This is a genomic window from Ruegeria sp. BI12, from assembly GCF_056537985.1.
In genome coordinates, this window is record NZ_JBQFSL010000001.1 from 1912391 (window position 1) to 1930729 (window position 18339).

The 18339-nt window shown below is 53.9% G+C and carries 16 protein-coding genes; 4 read left to right on the forward strand and 12 right to left on the reverse strand.

Annotated features, from left to right (window positions below; all coding sequences use genetic code 11):
- Nucleotides 1–188: 188 nt before the first annotated feature.
- The 10 genes from ACR0AK_RS09740 to ACR0AK_RS09785 form a co-directional block, all read right to left on the reverse strand.
- Nucleotides 189–497 (reverse strand): Dabb family protein, encoded by a 309-nt coding sequence (locus ACR0AK_RS09740; RefSeq protein ID WP_480793166.1) that lies wholly within the window; start codon nt 495–497, stop codon nt 189–191.
- Between the two features lie 109 nt (nt 498–606).
- Nucleotides 607–1362, reverse strand: a complete 756-nt coding sequence (locus ACR0AK_RS09745) for an ABC transporter ATP-binding protein (protein WP_170558178.1) — start codon at nt 1360–1362, stop codon at nt 607–609.
- A gap of 9 nt (nt 1363–1371) precedes the next feature.
- Nucleotides 1372–2130, reverse strand: a complete 759-nt coding sequence (locus tag ACR0AK_RS09750; RefSeq protein ID WP_170409175.1) for an ABC transporter ATP-binding protein — start codon at nt 2128–2130, stop codon at nt 1372–1374.
- A gap of 10 nt (nt 2131–2140) precedes the next feature.
- The gene (locus tag ACR0AK_RS09755) at nt 2141–3346 is read right to left on the reverse strand and encodes a branched-chain amino acid ABC transporter permease (RefSeq protein ID WP_170558180.1); all 1206 of its coding nucleotides are present in this window, start codon (nt 3344–3346) and stop codon (nt 2141–2143) included.
- Between the two features lie 3 nt (nt 3347–3349).
- Complete coding sequence (locus tag ACR0AK_RS09760; protein ID WP_170558182.1) at nt 3350–4381, reverse strand: branched-chain amino acid ABC transporter permease; 1032 nt, start codon at nt 4379–4381, stop codon at nt 3350–3352.
- A gap of 113 nt (nt 4382–4494) precedes the next feature.
- Complete coding sequence (locus ACR0AK_RS09765; protein WP_170558184.1) at nt 4495–5841, reverse strand: substrate-binding protein; 1347 nt, start codon at nt 5839–5841, stop codon at nt 4495–4497.
- Between the two features lie 788 nt (nt 5842–6629).
- On the reverse strand, nt 6630–7082 hold the full coding sequence (locus ACR0AK_RS09770) for an N-acetyltransferase family protein (protein WP_480793167.1): 453 nt from the start codon (nt 7080–7082) through the stop codon (nt 6630–6632).
- Nucleotides 7083–7149: 67 nt separating this feature from the next.
- Nucleotides 7150–9204, reverse strand: coding sequence for an oxidoreductase (locus ACR0AK_RS09775; protein WP_170558188.1), 2055 nt, complete (start codon nt 9202–9204; stop codon nt 7150–7152).
- A gap of 75 nt (nt 9205–9279) precedes the next feature.
- Nucleotides 9280–9963, reverse strand: a complete 684-nt coding sequence (locus ACR0AK_RS09780; RefSeq protein WP_170558191.1) for a TetR/AcrR family transcriptional regulator — start codon at nt 9961–9963, stop codon at nt 9280–9282.
- Between the two features lie 157 nt (nt 9964–10120).
- Entirely contained in the window at nt 10121–10450 is a 330-nt protein-coding gene (locus tag ACR0AK_RS09785) for a DUF6614 family protein (RefSeq protein ID WP_480793168.1), read from the reverse strand.
- Between the two features lie 78 nt (nt 10451–10528).
- Between ACR0AK_RS09785 and ACR0AK_RS09790 the strand changes: the two genes are divergently transcribed.
- Nucleotides 10529–11821: an NAD(P)/FAD-dependent oxidoreductase gene (locus tag ACR0AK_RS09790; RefSeq protein WP_480793169.1), complete on the forward strand. Its 1293-nt coding sequence runs from the start codon at nt 10529–10531 to the stop codon at nt 11819–11821.
- A gap of 21 nt (nt 11822–11842) precedes the next feature.
- Here the strand turns inward: ACR0AK_RS09790 and ACR0AK_RS09795 are convergent, their stop codons facing one another.
- The gene (locus ACR0AK_RS09795; protein ID WP_480793170.1) at nt 11843–13144 is read right to left on the reverse strand and encodes an MATE family efflux transporter; all 1302 of its coding nucleotides are present in this window, start codon (nt 13142–13144) and stop codon (nt 11843–11845) included.
- A gap of 78 nt (nt 13145–13222) precedes the next feature.
- Nucleotides 13223–13861: a TetR family transcriptional regulator C-terminal domain-containing protein gene (locus tag ACR0AK_RS09800; protein WP_170477235.1), complete on the reverse strand. Its 639-nt coding sequence runs from the start codon at nt 13859–13861 to the stop codon at nt 13223–13225.
- Nucleotides 13862–14000: 139 nt separating this feature from the next.
- On the opposite strand from ACR0AK_RS09800, the gene ACR0AK_RS09805 reads away from it, so the two are divergent.
- The 3 genes from ACR0AK_RS09805 to ACR0AK_RS09815 are packed head-to-tail and all read left to right on the forward strand — an operon-like array spanning nt 14001 to nt 18339.
- Nucleotides 14001–15638 carry a phytoene desaturase family protein gene (locus ACR0AK_RS09805; RefSeq protein WP_480793171.1) on the forward strand — a complete coding sequence of 546 codons (1638 nt, stop codon included), beginning with the start codon at nt 14001–14003 and terminating at the stop codon, nt 15636–15638.
- A complete protein-coding gene (locus ACR0AK_RS09810; protein ID WP_480793172.1) occupies nt 15635–17167 on the forward strand; it encodes a phytoene desaturase family protein in 1533 nt (510 codons plus the stop codon). Before ACR0AK_RS09805 ends, ACR0AK_RS09810 begins: the two co-directional genes overlap by 4 nt.
- Nucleotides 17164–18339 carry an aminomethyl transferase family protein gene (locus ACR0AK_RS09815; RefSeq protein WP_480793173.1) on the forward strand — a complete coding sequence of 392 codons (1176 nt, stop codon included), beginning with the start codon at nt 17164–17166 and terminating at the stop codon, nt 18337–18339. Before ACR0AK_RS09810 ends, ACR0AK_RS09815 begins: the two co-directional genes overlap by 4 nt.

The window sequence follows — 18339 nt, forward strand, 5'->3', positions numbered from 1 at the left end:
TGCATATTCGGCGTCTTTCGCAGGCTAAGAATACGTGGTTGTAGCTCCCGTAACCTGCCCCAACGCGATCTGCCACGACGTCGCAGATTCGGTAAAAAAGGGCTCGTCATGTCGTTTGTGACCACTCTGATCACGGCCGTTTTCGCAGACTTCAGATTTGCGGTTTGGCTGAATCCGCTTCAGCGATCTCAAACCTCGAAGTCCAGAACTAGAATTCCGTCTATGCCACCTACAGCATGTTTGACCAACTGCGCGCCCAGCGCTTTGTGTGTCTTGTCGTTTTGATAGGTGCGCAGCGCGGCCCAATCATCGAAATCAACCACAAACCCATGCATGTAACCGCACTCGATCTGCTCAGGGCTTTCGCTGCGACCACCTGTAAACCCGCTTGCATCCGGCAGAGCGTCGGTCAGGTCAGAAAGACCATTGTGAATCTTGGCGATGTTCTCTTCGGTTACGTCGGAACGAAATTTGGTCAGCACGATGTGGCGGATCATGCTCTGGCACCGTTATCATAATTGGATGAGCGCATGAGTTTGAAAACCCCGACCATCGGCATTTCTGATGCGATTGCAATCAAACTTCACCTACATCTCGAAGCCCGGTTTAGATCGCCAAATACTCCTCGCGAAGGCCGGTGTCTTGAAGCACCTCGTTTGCCGTCCCATCAAACACGATAGTGCCGGTGTCCAAAATGATCGCACGATCGGCCAGCTCCAAAGCGCGGACTGCGTTTTGTTCAACGATAATCGTGGTCATGCCCTGTTGCTTGACGTGAACCAGTGTCTTTTCAATCTCGTCGACAATTACCGGGGCAAGACCTTCATATGGCTCATCCAAAAGCAATACTTTGATGTCACGGGCAAGCGCTCTGGCGATTGACAGCATCTGTTGTTCGCCACCCGACAAGGTAATCCCCTCTTGCTTTCTGCGTTCGCCTAGGCGCGGGAACAACTCATACAGCCGCTCCAGAGACCATCCGACAGGCGGGGCAATCTGGGCAAGCTGTAGGTTTTCCTCGACGGTCAAGCCTGGGATTATGCGTCTGTCTTCCGGTACCAGGCCAAGTCCGACAGATGCCGCTTCGTAACTTGTCATATTGTGCAGCGGCTTGTGATCCAGCCAGATTTCACCATGCCTTACTTCGGGATCGCCGACTCTGGCAATCGAACGAAGTGTCGAGGTTTTGCCAGCGCCGTTCCGTCCAAGCAGGGCAAGAATCTCGCCTTCGTGCACGTTAAAGCTGACGCCCTGCACGATATAGCTTTCGCCGTAATACGAGTGCATGTCCCATACAGAAAGGAACGCAGGCGCGGTGCTGGCCATATTGGCGTTTTTCGAAAAGTCAGGTTTTTCGTTCATAGCTTTTCCTTACGCAGCAGTCTCGCCCAAATAGGCCTCGCGGACCTTGGGATTACCGCGGATATTTTCCGGAGTGTCTTCGACCAATGGTGTCCCCTGCGCCAATACGGTGATCCGCTCGGCCAGGCTGAAGACGACGTGCATATCATGCTCGATAATGGCGATGGTAATGTCGCGCTCATCTTTGATCTGTTTGAGCAAGTCGATCGTGTTGTTGGTATCAGCCCGCGCCATGCCTGCCGTCGGTTCATCCAGCAACAACAAGCGCGGGTTCTGGCTGAGGCACATGCCGATCTCAAGTCGCCGCTTGTCACCGCGGGACAGTGAGGCCGCATTCATCTCGCGCTTGTCAGCCATGTTCATCTCTTCCAACATGGCTTCTGCTTGTTCTACCACCTCACGTTCGTTGGCGATGGTCTCATAGGCGTGCATCCGAAACGCGCCATCCCGCATCGCGAAGATCGGGATCAGCATGTTCTCCATCACCGTCAGCTCACCAAAAATCTCGGGCGTCTGGAACACGCGACTGATGCCCATCTGGTTGATCTGGAACGGCTCCAGCCCCAGAACCGAGTTATTGTTGAACAAAACTGACCCGGTATCCGGCATCAGCTTGCCCACCAAACAGTTCAACAGCGTCGACTTCCCCGCACCATTGGGACCGATAATGGCGTGAACCGAGTTCTCTTCAACGTTAAGGTTCACATCTGTCAGCGCCTTCAGGCCACCGAAGCGTTTGCTGACGTCTTTGACTCTAAGAATTGCCATTGCTCGCCCCTCACTCAGCCGGTTCTGTTTTGCCTGACGGCGCATCGTCGGCATCTGTTTTCTTGCGCTTGAGGCGCTTGAGCAAACGTTGCCCCCCCTCGACCAGACCGCCTGGCAGATAGATGACGACAAGCATGAACAGGATGCCCAGCGTCAAGTGCCAGCCTTTGCCGATGAATGGGTGGATCAGGAACACCACGGCGTCTTCCATCCCGTCGGGCAGGAAAGCGAACCAGCTGTGCAGGACGTTGTCGTTGATCTTCGAGAAGATGTTCTCGAAATACTTGATGAAACCTGCGCCCAGAACGGGTCCGATCAGCGTGCCCGTACCACCGAGGATGGTCATCAAGACGACCTCACCCGAAGCGGTCCATTGCATCCGTTCGGCACCTGCCAGCGGGTCCATCGCGGCCATCAGACCACCGGCCAAACCGGCATACATGCCAGAGATAACAAAGGCAGCCAACGTATACGGCTTTGAGTTCAGGCCTGTGTAGTTCATCCGTTGCTGGTTCGACTTCACCGCGCGCAGCATCATGCCAAACGGCGAACGGAAGATGCGGATGGCAAGGTAGAACACCACCATCATGATCACCGCGCACAGGTAGTAACCTGCATTAAAGTCGAAACTCCATGCGCCCACATCCATCGTGTATGTCGCCCGCATGGGCAAACCAAACAGATGCGGCAAATCTGGTGAGTTCGCCCCCTGCAGGATTTGCGGGTCGTCCGCATAAACCTGCAGACCGGTTTCGCCATTGGTCAGGTTGAACTTGGGGTTCGAGAGCACCGAATAGGCCAGCGCAAAGCTCATCTGCGCGAATGCCAGCGTCAGGATCGAGAAATAGATCCCCGACCGTCGCAGGCTGACAAATCCGATTAGGAGCGAAAACAATCCAGCGACAACAACACTTAACGCGATGGCTGGAATGACGTTGTAGCTGAGCAGTTTGAACATCCAAACGGCCGAGTATGACCCCACCCCAAGAAAGGCCGCGTGACCGAAGGACAAGTACCCGGTGAGGCCAAACAGAATGTTGAACCCAATGGCGAAGATGCCGAAAATCACGAACCGCTGCATCAGGTCTGGATAGCCAGCGTTGAACTGAGCCATGGCGCTGCCTTCGGGGAACGGGTTCAGGATGAAGGGCGCAAACAGGGTCAAAAGCGCAACAACGATCAGCAGGCTGGTGTCTTTTTTATTCAGTCCCAACATTGATTATTCCTCCATCACGCCTTTGCGCCCCATCAGTCCGCGCGGACGCGTCAGCAGCACGATGATGGCGACAAGGTAGATGATGATTTGGTTGATGCCCGGGATCGTGGTCGTGGCCCAGGTAGTCGACGCAAAGCTTTCGAGTATCCCCAGAAGGAACCCGGCTAGAACAGCCCCTGGCAACGACCCCATGCCGCCGACAACAACCACAACGAAGCTCAGGACCAGAAAGTCCATGCCCATGTGGTAATTCGGCGGGTTCAACGGCCCGTACATCACCCCGGCAAGACCAGCGACAGCGGCAGCTATACCGAACATGATGGTAAAGCGGCGGTCGATGTTAATGCCCAGAAGGCCCACGGTTTCCCGGTCCGCCATCCCAGCGCGGACAACCATCCCGAAAGTGGTGAACTGCAGGAACGAGAACACGGCCCCGATAATGCCAACGGCGAACCCAAAATAGACCAGGCGCCAGATCGGATAGATGATTGCATTGGGATCAAAACCAACCATTGTGCCCAGATCGACAGACCCGCTGAGCGCATCGGGCGGCGGGGTCTGGATCGGGTTTGCACCGAAGAAATACTTGACGATTTCCTGCAGAACGATCGCAAGACCAAAGGTCACAAGGATCTGGTCTGCATGCGGACGCTTATAGAAGTGTTTGATCAACCCGCGCTCCATCACGTAACCGACCACCAGCATCACTGGGATCGCGAACAAGATGGCCAACGGGACGGACCAGTCGATAATCGTTGCGCCGACTTCCGGGCCGAACCAATATTCGACATATGGGGTTTCGACCTTCAGCGGATTGCCCAGAAAGTCCTTTTGGGTTTCATCCAGCGTCTCGAAACTCAGATTAAGCAGTTTTTGCAAAGTAACGGCGCAGAACGCGCCGATCATGAACAGGGCCCCGTGGGCAAAGTTCACGACGCCGAGCGTTCCGAAAATCAGCGTCAGCCCCAGCGCGATCAGCGCATAAGCCGAGCCTTTGTCCAGACCGTTTAGTATTTGCAGTAGGATGGCGTCCATTGGGCCCACCTCAGGGTTGGTCAGTGTGGATTGAGTGGTCAGGACCGGGCCAACAGGCACGGCCAAAAGGTGTCCGACCGCCGAGAATGGCGGTCAGACATTAGCCAAATGGCTTAAGCGCCCGGGTTGCACTTACCCAGCTCGCCACCGGCGAACATCGGGTGCTCCGGATCGTACTCGACCTGCGCACGCGGCGTGATCTCGACGATTTCAAGCGTGTCATAGGCGTTGGTCGGGTTCTCGTTGCCCCGCACGACCAGCACGTCCTTAAAGCACTGGTGATCGGCACCGCGATACCATGTCGGACCGTTGCCCAAGCCATCGAACTCAAAGTCTTCCAGAGCTTCGACGACTCCACAGGGGTTAAAGGTGCCTGCTCGCTCGACCGCATCAGCGTAAAGCAGAACTTGCGCATAGCATGTCTGAGCCGAGTTGGACGGCGGCTTGCCGTACTTCTCGCCAAAGGACTTAACGAAGGCTTTGGTACCCTCATCCTGCAGCTGCCAGTTCCAGTTCATTGAACCCAGCACGCCTTTGATGTTCTCGCCCGCACCAGCGGCCATCAGCTCGGAATACAGCGGCACAACGATCTTGAAGTCTTTGCCATTGGCAACCTTGTCGAGTAGCCCAAACTGGATCGCATTGGTTAGCGAGTTCACCATGTTGCCGCCATAGTGGTTCAGAACCAGAACGTCCGCACCCGAGTTCAGAACCGGCGCGATGTAAGACGAGAAGTCCGTCGACGCGAGCGGTGTCTTAACGGTGTTGACCGTTTCCCATCCCAGGGCTTCGGTCGAGGCTACGATCGACTCTTCCTGGGTCCAGCCCCAGTTGTAGTCGGCCGTCAGGTGATAGGCGCGACGTTCCTTGCCCATTTCGGCCGCCAGAACCGGCGCCAATGCAGCACCAGACATGTAGGCGTTAAAGAAGTGGCGGAACCCGTTGGCCTTCTTGTCCTTACCCGTAGTGTCGTTGGCATGGGTCAGACCGGCCATGAAGATCACGCCCGCCTCTTGGCATAAGCCCTGAACCGCAACGGCCACGCCCGAAGACGAACCGCCGTTGATCATGACCGCACCGTCCTTTTCGATCATCGACTTGGCCGATGCGCGTGCCGCGTCAGATTTGGTCTGTGTGTCGCCTGTTACGAACTCGACCTTCTTACCGAGGATACCGTTCCCTTTCAGCGCTTTCGACGAAAATGTGTTCAGGCAACCTCCGTCGCCTTCGCCGTTCAGATGTTCGACCGCCAGCTGCTGCGCCAGCAGTTCGTCATTGCCTTCTTCCGCATAAGGTCCGGTTTGCGGAACATTGAAGCCCAGGGTCACGGATGACCCGGTCGGCTCATTGGTAAAGGCAGCAGCGGATGAGGCCGTAAAGATCGTAGGCAGGGCCAGCCCGGAACCTGCAACGGCACCAGACTTTAGCACGCCGCGGCGCGTGACATTTTTGTTAGTCATGTATTCCTCCCGTTTCCATTTTTCGTCCTATGGCTCCTCTTCCAGCAGACGAAAACGCACTTTTGTGCATTCCAATAATGGAAATCGGACTGAAAATTTCTCAATAAATTACCAGTTTTGAAACAAAATTTTGTAAATTTATTCACGGAAAATAGGAGTTTTTGTAAATATCCAAGAAATCCCCTACGTACCATGAATAGTTTCATGTAGTTAGGTGTGAACCTTCTCAGCAGCGAACATAGACCTCAGTCCCACCTGCCCCACGTGTCTTTTGACTCTCAACTATAGCCGCAACTCACAATGAGACCTCCGACTTGACGCACTGACTCCAACTGACCCCGGCAACCAAAAATATCGTATGAAGCACCTATGAACGAAATCACCGCCTCAGCCCATTTTCCAAGTTCATTTTATTGCCGAAGATCAGGTGATTGCTGTCTAAAGCAACCCCACCAAAATACGGTCTAAAGACCGAACCAACGAAGAAGTTACCGACAGGAATCTGTATGGAACCAGCGTTTAAAGCCAAGAGAATTACCAAATAATTCTGATGCAAGATATAAAACGAGACAGGCGTGAGTGGCGGTGCTGACTGACAAATTATGACACGTCTTAGCTAGGCGAGTATAGCCATCCTGTATGGGAACCAAACATAATGCATCACGGCCAGACGAATGATTTCGGGACTGGTGTTAAAGCACTTGAAGTACGATGAATTAGTTATAGACCGAGGCTACGAATGCCCCCTGCCCGCCTCACGATGAAAATTTCTGAAAAGACGCAGCCGATCATTCATCTTTTTCATAAACAATAAAGGGCGTTCTTTTAGCCACTTTGTCGTACAGAACTCGCCCTGGGTAGTTAAACTCTTGAGTGGTCCAGTAGGTGGTTGGAACACCGTCCTGCTTGGCGATTTGGAACACAGCCTCGATCAGAGCTCGACCAACACCCTTACCCCTCACCTGCGGGTCGGCGAAGAGATCCATCAGATAGCAAGTATCCTCCACTGACCACATGAACCTATGGTAAAGGTAGTGTGCTATTCCAACCGGCTTTCCTTCCAACTCAGCGATAAGACAATTGTATTCACCTGCATCCGTTGACAACAACCTGTTGAACGAAACCTCATAGACTTCTTCTGAAACAGAGGTCTCGTAGAAGTCCAAATATGCCGTCCATAAGCGGCGCCACTCTTCGTGATCTTTCAATTCGAGGGGGCGGATAACTAAGCCTTCCGGCATGAAAGATTCCTCCAGCGTTTCTTTGATTGCTTACAACTGAGATCGCGCAGTTCGGTCAAATGGGCTGCTACCCGACGTCTACTCGATCATGATTAAGTGGTATGTCCTCATCCACGGCTTCGCCCAATTCCTGGGCGTATCGATGACCTGCATAAACCGCTGCTGCTATAATCGCCGGAGCATCACAATCTCCTATGCGACGAAGGCTGAACTGCAAATCCTCAGAACTGACCCGGCCGAGCAACCTTCTGTAAAGGCAATCATTTGGTTTACGAGCAGTAACCATAACAATGTTGGCAACGGGTACGGTCACACTTGGCCCGCCATAGGTACACTCTAACTCCGCGATTTCGCCATCAAACTGTTTAATCGACTTTGACGGCAGGGTCTCGACCCCTAAGCGAAGCAAATGCGTTCGGATTCGCCAACGTTCGGAGGTTTTTCCCGCCCAATCAGAAACACTGTCAGACGGTGTGACCAGCGTTACACCATGTCCCTGCGCTCGTATCTTCTCAGCAATGACGCTGGCCATGTAATAGCCATCCCCATCGAAAACGAGCGTCGGTCCATCGGGAAGCTTTCCATCCATGATGTCATCGGGGGTAAAAACGCGACTTAGGACGGCTCCTTCTGCGATCGGGACGAAACGTTCTTCGTCAAAATACTCCTTTCGCCAAGTCGCGCCGGTCGCAATCGCTACGTGATCAGCCTCAACGGCCAAGATATCGTCAACTGTCAGCGGACTTTCACGGTAGATTTCAACGTTGGGCATCTCAATCAATTGCTGTTCGCGATAGTCTTTGACGCGAATGTACTCGCTCATGCCAGGCAAAGCTGCTTCGCGCGAGACCCTGCCACCCAACTCACGAGAAGCTTCCGCCAATAGGACGTCATACCCACGCAAACCAAGCGCCCGTGCAGCTTCCAGTCCGGCGGCCCCGGCTCCGACGATCAGAACGCGCGCGTCTGAAGATTTCGTTCGGATGATTTCAGGGTGCCAACCTTTGCGCCACTCCTCCCCCATTGTTGGGTTCTGAGTGCATCGAATAGGTACACCGATCGAGTCGCTGGCGTAACAGACATTGCATCCGATACACTCGCGGATCGTAGACAAGCGTCCTTCCTCGATCTTTTTTGGAAGGTAAGGATCAGCAATCGACGGGCGCGCTGCACCTATGAAATCAGTTACCCCCCGCCTGACTTGTGAGACCATTGTATCCGGTGACGTAAATCGACCAACGGTTACCACAGGCTTATCCGTCACGGACTTGACCCAATGCATATAGGGTTCAAGAGCAGCTTCTTTTGTAAAACGGGAGACACCCATCTCAACCGAGTAGTCTGCGATGTTGATATCCCACAAATCTGGTAAATCAGAGAGCATCTCAAACATATCTCTTCGCTCACCATAGATTGGCTGGCCATCCTCGCCGATCTCTTCGTCTGCCGAGAAACGGACCGCCACGGCGCACCGATCCCCAACGGCGTCTTTGGTTTCTTGAATCAACTCACGGGTCAGGCGCACCCTGTTTTCTAAACTGCCACCATATTCATCACTGCGCGTGTTCACGCGCGGATGCAGAAAATTCGAGATCAGGTACCCGTGCGTTGCATAAACATAGACAACGTCAAATCCCGCATCTCGTGCCCTCAAAGCGGCCTTTCGATGCCAGCGGCGTAGATCCCGGATGTCCTGCTTGTCCATTGCGCGGGTCTGAAAAGGGTGCCCTTTCGTATTGGGACGGCTGTCGACGTCCATGCTCGGAAGCCGGGAAAACAAGTTGTTCGAGTTGGCGCCTCCGTACCAAAGCTCAGCACCCGCTAGGCTACCGTATTCGTGTACTGCATCGGTCATAAGTGTGTGCGCCCGAACATCACTGTCATCCCAAAGCGAAGCATAAGGATGCGGAAGGTCGTCAGATGATGGGTGGATCGAGTTGTATTCCGTGCATATGACGCCCCACCCCCCTTGCGCCTTTACTTTACGCATAGCAGCAAGAGTACGCGGGTATTGCCACCCCATTCCTGTACAGTGCGGCACCTGATAGAACCGGTTTGGCGCAGTAACTGGCCCGATTTGGACTGGTTCGAAAAGGATGTCGTAGCGAGAGTCCCTGCCCATATTTATTCCCTTAGCTAGCTGCGCCATGCGCTGGCTGATTTTGTCTGGAATGTCCGGTCTGAAAGCTGCTCTGTTTCAATCACCGTTGTTAAATCCAGGCATTCGAAAGTGACCCGGATAGACTTTGGAAAGGAAGCCGGTGATGTGATCCCGCGCTTCGATACGTCGAAAGTTTTCTGGATAGGTCAAAAGCTCCAACCAGATTCCGTCGTAAAGTGCTTCGAGGATATTGGCGACTTGCCTTGGCGGCATGTCCGTGTATCCACCGTCCTCGGCAATCTCTGAACATAGTCGTAGCGCAATGTTGTACCGCTCCTGATCGATATCATTGATCAGGCTGCGGTAGACTTTACGCCGCCCTGCCTCTCCAAAAAACGCAAACCAAACGGCTAGCTTCTTTGGAGTACAAATCTGCGGGTGGAAGTGCGCGTCGACAATAGCCAAAAGTTTCTCTGGCGCTGACAGCCCTGCATTTTCAAAAGCTTCCAACCACTGTTCATGATGCTCCTTTGCAAGAAACAGCAACGTTTCTTCCAGCAAGTTCTGTTTGCTTTTAAAGTGGAAGTTGACGATGCCCAGCGACAAACCGGCAATCTCGGTCACGGTGGACATGGTCGTTCCACCAATTCCATTCTGAGCAATCGAGTCGATTGTCGCATCGATGAGTTGTTGACGCCTCACTTCCTTGGACTCGGTACGCGGACGCCCCTCAGGGTTTGTTTTTTCGCTTGGCGATTGTCTCACCCGAATGCATCCCATCTGTTAGAGCGCTCCATCGGTTTTGCCGACCTCCACGGCCAAACTTCCCCAACGAGAGCGCATTTGACATCTAAGGGATATATGTCATTGATTGAATGCTCATTCAATGGTGAAGAAAAAAGATGTGAAAACAAACCGGGCGTTCGCGATCGTCATTCTAGAGTTCCGACCAAAAAGTGAAAACTGGCTCATGCACCAAAGATATAACCTTGCGATGCAAAGCTCCCAGAGGCTCAATGCGATCTTCAATCGCCGCCCAAGCCGCGTCGGCCTGCAATTGATCCTTGAATTCGATAACAGCCATAAGCGTATGATCTCGCTGCTCGTCGGTATCATAACCACTTGCGGGGATGCGTTTACACAATGGCGCTCCTTTCGTGGCAAGATCTGTCTTGACCAAGTGTTCGACAAACGCGTTCCACGCCTGCTTGAATGCGTCGAGCTCAACAGTTGGTTTCAATTCGAATTGGTTCAAAAGTCTTGGCATTCTTCACATACTGTCCGGCAAAGTATCACGAGCCAAACCTATGCAATTCCCCACGCAAGGCAAGCGCGAGGCCGTTAGATGATCCGTAACGAAAACCCAGTCATCGCAAATAGCCTTTGGTCTTCAACCGCTAGCTATTCAGCAGAATACCCGCAGCTCGTTGGCGAACAGCAATCCGACGTAGCCGTGATTGGCGCCGGTTTCACCGGACTTTCGGCGGCACTTCATCTGGTCGAGCAGGGCGTCAAAGTTGTTGTTATCGACGCCCAGCACCCTGGCTGGGGAGCTTCCGGACGCAATGGCGGTCAGATCAATGTGGGCCTCAAAGACGGACCGACGGGCATCAAAACCAAATTTGGTGATCTCTGGGGAAACAGAATGATCCGAATGGCAGGTGAAGCTGCCGATCTTGTGTTCGACTTAATCGCTCGGCACGGCATTGAGTGCGACGCAAAACGTCCGGGTTGGCTGCGCGCAGCGCATACTCACAAAACACTCAGTGAATTACGCAAGCTCGCCGAGGATTGGGACAACCACGGCGGGGGCATGAAACAGCTTGATCAAAGCGAAATGCAGCGTCTGACAGGGACCGAAGCTTACCTCGGCGGCGTTCTGGATCGTCGCGGCGGTGTATTGCAACCATTGAATTATGCGCTTGGGCTGGCCGAAGCAGGTCGCCGCAACGGTGTGGCAATCTTCGGCGAAACGCCCGCCAACCAGATTACTTCAGAGGCCGACCGTTTTCGGATTGAAACTCCCAAAGGGGCTGTCATCTCAGAGAAGGTGTTGATTTGCACGAACGCCTATTCCGGAGATCTGCATCCGCGGTTGTCTCAGTCAGTTTTGCCCGTTCGCTCAGTTCAGGTTGCTACTTCGCCCCTGTCCGACAATGTCCGCCAGTCAATTCTGCCAGAAGGCAACGCTTTGTCAGATTCACGACGCCTGCTTCTGTACTTCAGGCAAGACGCGGAGGGTCGCTTTCTAATGGGCGGTCGCGGCACCTACAACGACAATTCCACTCTCAAACAAATTGAGCGTTTGAAACGCATCTCTGTTGAACTTTTCCCCCAATTGTCCGGAGTTGAGTGGGAATACGAATGGGGCGGCTTTGTTGCTTTGACGAGAGATCATTATCCACACCTGCATGAACTCACTCCGGGGGTTATGACAGGCCTGGGATACAATGGGCGCGGCGTTGCCATCGCCACGGCAATGGGGCGCGTTCTCGCCAAATGGGCGACAGGGACCAAAGCGGACGAGCTGGAATTTCCGGTTACCCCCCTCAAACCACTGCCCTTCTCGTTCGCGAAAGAAACTCTTGTCGAAGCAGAAATCCTACGCCTTAAACTCTTGGACAAGTTGGGTCTTTAGTGAGCGCGCAAGCAACGCCGACTAGCGTTTTTTGGAGAAGAAGCGATAGGTCAACGCGATAGCCGCCAAAGAGAGACCTGAGCCGTATCCGATCCAAACGCCGTTGGGACCGAACCCAAGCCAAAAGCCCAGCGCATATCCAAGCGGCAAAGCAAAGACCCAATACGCAATCAGGGTAATGGCAACAGGAACATGATTGTCCATCATGCCCCGAAAAGCGCCCAGCATTGTCCCCTGCACGCCATCTGCAATCTGCATTGCAGCAATAACAAGGAACATCGATATCGCGAGAGAAACAACTCTTGGATCATCTGAAAGGCCATTGGCCAAAGGAGCGCGGCCTATCAAAATACCAGTAACGACAACGGCCATCCAACCAACAACAACCAATAGCGACGCCAACACAATCGGCTTGAGCCGTTCTGTTTCATCCGCACCAATTGCCTGAGCTACACGTATCGAAATCGCAATCGAAACACCCAAGGGCACCATGTAAATGACGTCGCTGACCGCGGAAACGATTTGATGCGCGGCAAGCGCGGCGGCGCTGAACCATCCCAGCATAAGGCCGGCTACAGCGTATGCGGCCCCCTCCCCCAGGTAACCAACGGAAATAATGAACCCTTCTTTGATCTGCGCCCTAACCTCGGACCAATCAAAACCTGCGGCCTTTAGGAAACCCTTCTTCTTTCTCCACGCGCGCAGAATCAAGAATGCCACAATTAACGGCACCATCTGGGACAACAGACTAGCGATCCCGGCACCGACGAGACCCAGACCCGGCCAACCAGCAACCCCGTGGATCAAAACATAGTTCGAAGGGATATTGAATCCGACCGCAAGGAACGCGAGGCCAACCCCAATCCACGGGCGATTCATGGCGTCAAACAGGGCTTTCAAAGCATAGAAAATCGTGAAGGGCACCAAAAGTAGGCTCATCGCGATCCAGTAGCCGCCAATCAGACCGACCACTTCGGGCGGCTGCCCAATCCAGGAAAGGGCAGGTTTGAGGCAGATCATTACAGCAGCCCCAACGACACCAACGACAAGCGAAACGCTAAGCCCAGCGCTTGTGGCCGATGCAAGCCCTCGTTCACTCGTTTTTCCAAAGGCTTCAGCCATCCGCACACCAATTGCGGAAACAAAGCCATAGAGCGCTGAATAAAAGATGATCAGCACCGAGGCAGTGATCGAGACCGCCGCCAGAGGAAGCGTTCCCAATGGGGCCACCATCACGGTGTCAACGACGCCAATCAAAGCAGCTGCAGCAAGAGAGATAACTATCGGAAGAGCAAGCCGCGCAAGGTAACGCGCCTCTTTCAAGATCGCGCTCCAAGATGGCCGAGGCTGCTGCGATAACCGCACATGCGTCATATTGTTGGGCCTTTCAGTCGTAATTGACTAAGCCGTATCCCCAAGTAATTCCGGGACCAGGCGAACAAGGCAACCCCAGGCAGCCTGTTCCGCCTGCTTTCGGCTCAGGCCTTGAGGAGCAAGATGCAATCGCTGCCAATAGCCATCCGTCAATGTCTCCATCCATTCAGCCATTTGATCTGGTGAAGTAACTTCATCGTCGGGCAGCAATTCGTTCCAGATTACACGCAAGGTCTCTCTCCGACGTGTTTCGAAATGCTCGGCAACTTCATCGTACTGCAGTTGAAAGCGAAGCTCGCCCCAAAACGCATACCAAAGGGGTAAGACATCCGGACCACATGCATCAGGGTGGAAATCAGCTTTTATCAGAGCCCTTATTTTTTCGGCGGGCTTATCCCCTGCTCGCTCTAAAGAAGCTGTCCAGTGATCTTCGTAGCGCTGGTAAAGGTCGCGCAAAGCTTCGGTCAGAAGACCAAGCTTTGACTTGAAGTAAAACGCCGCAACACCCTGAGAAAGCTCAGCTTCAGAAGCGACCGTTGCGAGCGTCGTTTTTGCCAACCCATGCGCCAATATAGAGCGGCAAGCCGCGTCCAGCAGCTGTCGGCGACGACGATCTGCGTTCTCCTTCCGCTCTTTGCGGGGACGTTTACGATCTGCTTCGACCAATTGCCGCTCCTTCTACGAATACAGCCATCTACAGCGCGCAAAAAAGACGCGTCAATAGTTTGAAATTTATTTGAGCGCTCAAATAAACTTTACGAACCCGAGCCTGATCTGTAAACGAGAGAGAAAGGGATGGAAAAATTTGACGGTTGAGAACAGATACGACGTTATTGTGGCCGGTGCTGGTCACAACGGATTGACTGCCGCCGCCTATTTGGCACGTGCCGGCATGCGTGTTTTGGTGGTCGAAAAGAACGACTGGATTGGAGGCGCGGCAGTCAGCCGCTCGCTGCACGATGGTTGGACGTACTCGAATTGCTCGTACGTTTGCTCTCTTCTGCGACGCGAGATTGCCCAGGACCTTGAGTTACCGAAATACGGACTTCAGGTTATTCCGTATGAAGGTGGCGCGAGCTTTACGCGCGATGGGGATTACTTCGCCTATTATTCCGATCACAACGCCCTTAAACGCGAGATGGCGCGACATTCTGCAAAAGATGCGGACGCCTATCGCGGTTACTCGCAAGCCATCATGCGGCAATGCCGTTTTATCCGTCCATTTCTGCTTCGAGATGCACCGGACCCTGCGTCTCTTCACCCACGAGATCTCGGCGAACTGGCTTATCTCGTAAAAAAAGCACACGGGCTGGGCAGTCGGGAGCTTGGCGAAACACTGAAATTCTGGACAATGTCCATTGGTGACTTTCTGGATGAGCATTTCGAAAACGACCTGATCAAGGCCCATTTGGCTGGCTCCGGCATTATCGGCACCGGCCTTGGGGTGTACTCACCCGGCACGGCATATGTGCTGCTGCACCACTACATGGGTGACATTGACGGCGGCATCGGAGCATGGGGTTTCGCACGTGGGGGGATGGGTGCAATTTCGAATGCCATTGCAGCCTCTTTCAAGGATCACGGCGGTACCATCCACACAGGTTCGGGGATTGAGAAAATCCTCAGCAAAGATGGACGCGTTCAAGGCGTAGCTCTCGAGGACGGCAAGGTTTTTTATGCCCCTGTTGTTGCCTCCAATATGGATATTAAACGAACAATTCTGCACCATATTGACGCGGCCGAGTTGCCGGATGATTTCTCCAAGGCGGTGCGAAACTTCAAAATTCGTGGCTCTTCGGCGAAACTAAACATCGCGCTTGATCGCTTTCCAAATTTCCCTGCAGCACCCGAGCACACCAGCTTCCTCAGGGGTGATTTGCATGTGTCGCAAAGCCTCTTTGAACTTGAAAAGGCCTATGATGATTGGAAAGTCGGGCGCTGGTCGGAAAAGCCCTATATCGACATGCTCATCCCCAGCCAGATTGATCCGACTATGGCGCCGACAGGTGCCCACATGATGACGGTTTTCGTTCAATATGCGCCTTATGATCTAGAAGTCGACGGCGTTAGATCGGCCCAGAATTGGGGCGAAAAGCAGCGCAGTGCGATGGCAGAAACTGTACTCGACCAGATGTCTGTGGCGTGCCCTGACATTCGCGAGCGCATTGTTCATATGGAAGTGCGTTCACCATTGGAAATCGAACGCGAGGTCGGTCTGACAGAAGGCAACATTTTCCAAGGTGAACTGACTTTTGATCAGCTTTTCTTCAATCGGCCAGTCCCGGGTTGGTCGCAGTACAGCCTACCTATTAAAGGGCTTTATCTGTGCGGTTCGTCCGCCCATCCGGGCGGAGGGGTTATGGGAGCACCTGGTGCAAACGCTGCCCGCGCAATCCTGAGGCACGAAACACGGCATGGCCGAATGAAGGGGTATGCCGCATGAGCCAATTTGATGCGATTGTCATTGGCGGCGGTGTTAACGGTCTGGTTGCCGGAACACTCCTTAGTCGACGCGGCAAGAATGTCTGTATCATTGAGAAATCCAACAGGTTCGGCGGCATGGCGTCTTATTCCGTGGATGGCGGTCCGACTCTGGCCCATTCGCTATATAACCTGAGCCCGCGGGTCTTGAGTGACATCGGCATAGATCCTCAACACCCTATCCTGTCAGGCAAACCTGTCTCCACGGTTTCTTTGTCTGAGGATGGGCGGCATATCGTCTCCAAGAACGAAGGCGTCTTTTGGAGCGAGGGGGCAAAACACCCGGAATCCGACGCCTGGTCCGATCTGACAAAGCAGTTGATTACGTATGGGGGCCTTTTGCGTCAACTCGCCGAGGCCCCACCACCCGGCGGTCAAAAAGCCATCCTTTCGCGGGGTGGGCTGAAGGAGTTTATGCGCCTGGCAAAACTGGGCATCGGGTTGAAAAAGCTTGGAAAATCCGAGATGCGGCGTTTCTTGCAGGTCGTTTTGTCCAATGTCCACGACATTGTACTTGATGACTTGCCGGAAGGACCGGTGGCTGGAATGCTTGCTGCTGATGCAATCTGGGGGTCAGCCACCGGTCCAAGATCTCCGGGCACCGTGTTCAATCTGATTTATCGGCTTGGCCACGGAGGTAACATCACACAACCAGCAGGTGGGATGTCCGCGCTGACCGATTTGATGGTTGAATCAGCACAAAAGGCGGGGTGCGTGCTGATGCCGGAAACTGAGGTGTCTCGCATTGTGTTGCACGACGACACAGTCTCCGGAGTGGCAACTAACAATGGACGAACTTTGACCGCACCCATTGTGCTCAGCAACCTTGCTCCAAGACTAACAAGCCGAATGACCGGACCCTCTGCTTTTGACATCGAAGCAATGCGGCGAGTTCGAAATATTCGAGCTCGTGGAACAGCGGCTAAGGTCAACCTACGGTTAAAAGACGACGCCACCCTGCCCGGCCTGCCTAGCGAACTAGCCCACGAACGACTGATCTATGCCCCTTCTGTGGAGTACGTCGAAGCTGCGTTCAATCCAGTTAAGTATCGTCAAATGTCTAGAGCACCGGTGATTGAAGCCTTTAAAATGCAGACAGCCGATGGGGCAAACTGGCTGTCAACCATAGTGCAATATGCGCCATCTGACATTGAAGGCAGTTGGACTGAGACTGCCAAGGAACAGCTTGCGCAAATCACAGTTGAAACTCTTAGCCGTGCCCTGCCCGGCTTGGGCGATCAAATCTCTGGAAAACAGGTCATAACTCCGGATCAACTCGAAAGCGCGACCGGCGCACCAGGGGGGCACTGGCACCATGCGGAAATGTCATTGGACCAACTACTGACACTTCGGCCCGCGAACGGGATGGCCAGATATTCCATGGGGCCGAAGGGGCTGTTCCAATGTGGTGCGGCAACGCACCCCGGCGGTGATGTCATGGGGCTCGCTGGGCGCAATGCGGCGCTGGCAGCGCTGGAGGCACAGGCATGAGCATCTTCACCGATCCGAAACTAGGTTTGATCCCCGGGCCGTTTCACAAAAGACTCGAAGAGCAAAATCGCGCGCAAAATTGGTACGATTGGGCGGGTTATGCCGCCCCGGGCGTGCTGGACAGTGTCGAGTTCGAGTACTTCGCGCTGCGCAATCAGGCATCCTTGTTCGACATCTCACCAATGCACAAGTACCGATTGACTGGGCCGGATACGACAACGATACTCGATCGCCTAGTGACACGGGACATCCGAAAAATCGGCGTTGGTCGCGTGGGGTACGCAATCTGGTGTGATGAAGAGGGTATGGTCATCGATGACGGGACCCTGTTCCACCTTGGCGACAACGATTGGCGCCTTTGCTGTCAGGAACAAATGCTGACATGGCTACTCGACGCGGCTTGGGGTTTTGACGTTTCAGTCGTCGACGAAACTCACAGTATCGCTGGACTTTCGCTGCAGGGCCCGACCTCCTACGCAGTTTTGGAGGCCGCCGGGTTAGATGTCAGCCAGCTGAAGCCATTCGATCTTGCTCACGTTGACCATGATCTCATGATTTCGCGGACGGGTTTTACCGGTGATCTGGGCTATGAACTCTGGTGCGACTGGGACAAAGCAGAAGCGCTTTGGGACCGTATTTGGACAGGTGGCGCACATCAGGGACTGCGCGCGATTGGCTACGAAGCTGTAAATTTGGCCCGCATCGAAGCGGGGTTTCTGACCGCAGGCGTGGACTTTCAACCAGTTCATGCAACCGAGCGATTGCATCGGGGACAAACCCCCTTCGAACTTGGTCTTGGCCGGCTAGTCGACTTCAACAAAGGTCATTTCAATGGTCGGCGAGAGCTGCTGTCCAAGCGAGAAACTCCAAGAAGCCTGCTCATGCGTTTCGACGTTGAAGGATTCAAACCCTCAGAAGGGTCATTGATCTACAACCGACGCAAAAAAGAAGTTGGGCACATAACGTCCGGAATATGGTCGCCCACCGCCAAACGCAACATCGCGTTGGCACATGTCCGTATGCCGGATGCAGGCCGGTCATCCGGCTTAAAGGCGGAAATTTACACTCTGCAAGAAGGCAAATGGGACACCAGGATGGCGCGCCTTACACCTGTCACCAAAGCCTTTTTCGCACCGCCCCGCGCACGCGCCACGCCACCGGCCCACACCTAA

What these genes read in the sequence shown, in the direction of transcription:
- ACR0AK_RS09745 (WP_170558178.1), bottom strand. Translation starts at nt 1,362, where the DNA reads ATGAACGAAAAACCTGACTTTTCGAAAAACGCCAATATGGCCAGCACC.
- ACR0AK_RS09770 (WP_480793167.1), bottom strand. Translation starts at nt 7,082, where the DNA reads ATGCCGGAAGGCTTAGTTATCCGCCCCCTCGAATTGAAAGATCACGAA.
- ACR0AK_RS09765 (WP_170558184.1), bottom strand. Translation starts at nt 5,841, where the DNA reads ATGACTAACAAAAATGTCACGCGCCGCGGCGTGCTAAAGTCTGGTGCC.
- ACR0AK_RS09775 (WP_170558188.1), bottom strand. Translation starts at nt 9,204, where the DNA reads ATGGGCAGGGACTCTCGCTACGACATCCTTTTCGAACCAGTCCAAATC.
- ACR0AK_RS09780 (WP_170558191.1), bottom strand. Translation starts at nt 9,963, where the DNA reads ATGGGATGCATTCGGGTGAGACAATCGCCAAGCGAAAAAACAAACCCT.
- ACR0AK_RS09815 (WP_480793173.1), top strand. Translation starts at nt 17,164, where the DNA reads ATGAGCATCTTCACCGATCCGAAACTAGGTTTGATCCCCGGGCCGTTT.
- ACR0AK_RS09750 (WP_170409175.1), bottom strand. Translation starts at nt 2,130, where the DNA reads ATGGCAATTCTTAGAGTCAAAGACGTCAGCAAACGCTTCGGTGGCCTG.
- ACR0AK_RS09810 (WP_480793172.1), top strand. Translation starts at nt 15,635, where the DNA reads ATGAGCCAATTTGATGCGATTGTCATTGGCGGCGGTGTTAACGGTCTG.
- ACR0AK_RS09755 (WP_170558180.1), bottom strand. Translation starts at nt 3,346, where the DNA reads ATGTTGGGACTGAATAAAAAAGACACCAGCCTGCTGATCGTTGTTGCG.
- ACR0AK_RS09740 (WP_480793166.1), bottom strand. Translation starts at nt 497, where the DNA reads ATGATCCGCCACATCGTGCTGACCAAATTTCGTTCCGACGTAACCGAA.
- ACR0AK_RS09790 (WP_480793169.1), top strand. Translation starts at nt 10,529, where the DNA reads ATGATCCGTAACGAAAACCCAGTCATCGCAAATAGCCTTTGGTCTTCA.
- ACR0AK_RS09760 (WP_170558182.1), bottom strand. Translation starts at nt 4,381, where the DNA reads ATGGACGCCATCCTACTGCAAATACTAAACGGTCTGGACAAAGGCTCG.
- ACR0AK_RS09785 (WP_480793168.1), bottom strand. Translation starts at nt 10,450, where the DNA reads ATGCCAAGACTTTTGAACCAATTCGAATTGAAACCAACTGTTGAGCTC.